Here is a 648-nt window from a genome sequence, read left to right on the forward strand (position 1 = left end):
CTCACCGTTGCTCCGAAATGCCGCCGGCTCTTGCCGGGCATAGAGCAGGCGAAGTTCTGGCGCGAGCAGAACGATGGCACGGTCGCCTTCAGCGCCAATGGCACCGATCCAATCGTCACCTTCGCGGCTGCCGATGGCGACGGCTACGAATCCTATGCCCCGGCGCTACCATTGCTGTCGCTGGCGGCCACCGGTGATAAGAAATCTGGCGACTGATTATTCCGCCGCCGCCCGCGCGCCAGCCTTCGCTGCGGCGTGCAGCCGAACCGCATCGCCGAAGGCCCGGAATATTTTCACCGAATTGCTGTCCGACTTGACCCAGTATTCCGGGTGCCATTGCACGCCGACGGCGAAGGCGCGGGCGTCGCGCACCGAAACCGCCTCGACCGTGCCGTCGGTGGCGACGGCCTCGACCTGCAGCTTCGAGCCGAGCCGGTCGATCGCCTGGCGGTGCAATGAATTGACCTTGATGTCGCCGGCACCGAACACACCGGCCAGGCAACTGTCGGGTTTGATCGAAATGGTCTGGTGGATGGCGAAGCGTTCGTCCTGCTTGTCGCTCACCGGCGCGCGGTGGTCAAGCGAGCCCTCGCGCTCCTGGATTTCGGTGCCGAGCGTGCCGCCCAGCGCCACGTTCAATTCCTGGAT

At 65.0% G+C, this 648-nt stretch carries 1 protein-coding gene and 1 pseudogene; one reads left to right on the forward strand and one right to left on the reverse strand.

Annotated elements, in window-relative coordinates; translation table 11 throughout:
* Positions 1 to 216 (forward strand): annotated as a pseudogene (locus EN893_RS36760) (hypothetical protein); the annotation flags it as partial.
* Here EN893_RS36760 and EN893_RS36765 read toward each other — a convergent pair.
* Positions 217 to 648: gamma-glutamyl-gamma-aminobutyrate hydrolase family protein (locus EN893_RS36765; RefSeq protein ID WP_164901536.1), on the reverse strand; the 432-nt coding region annotated here is incomplete at its 5' end.

Origin of the sequence: Mesorhizobium sp. M7A.F.Ca.CA.004.04.2.1 (assembly GCF_004022825.1) — a bacterium.
Classification (GTDB): domain Bacteria; phylum Pseudomonadota; class Alphaproteobacteria; order Rhizobiales; family Rhizobiaceae; genus Mesorhizobium.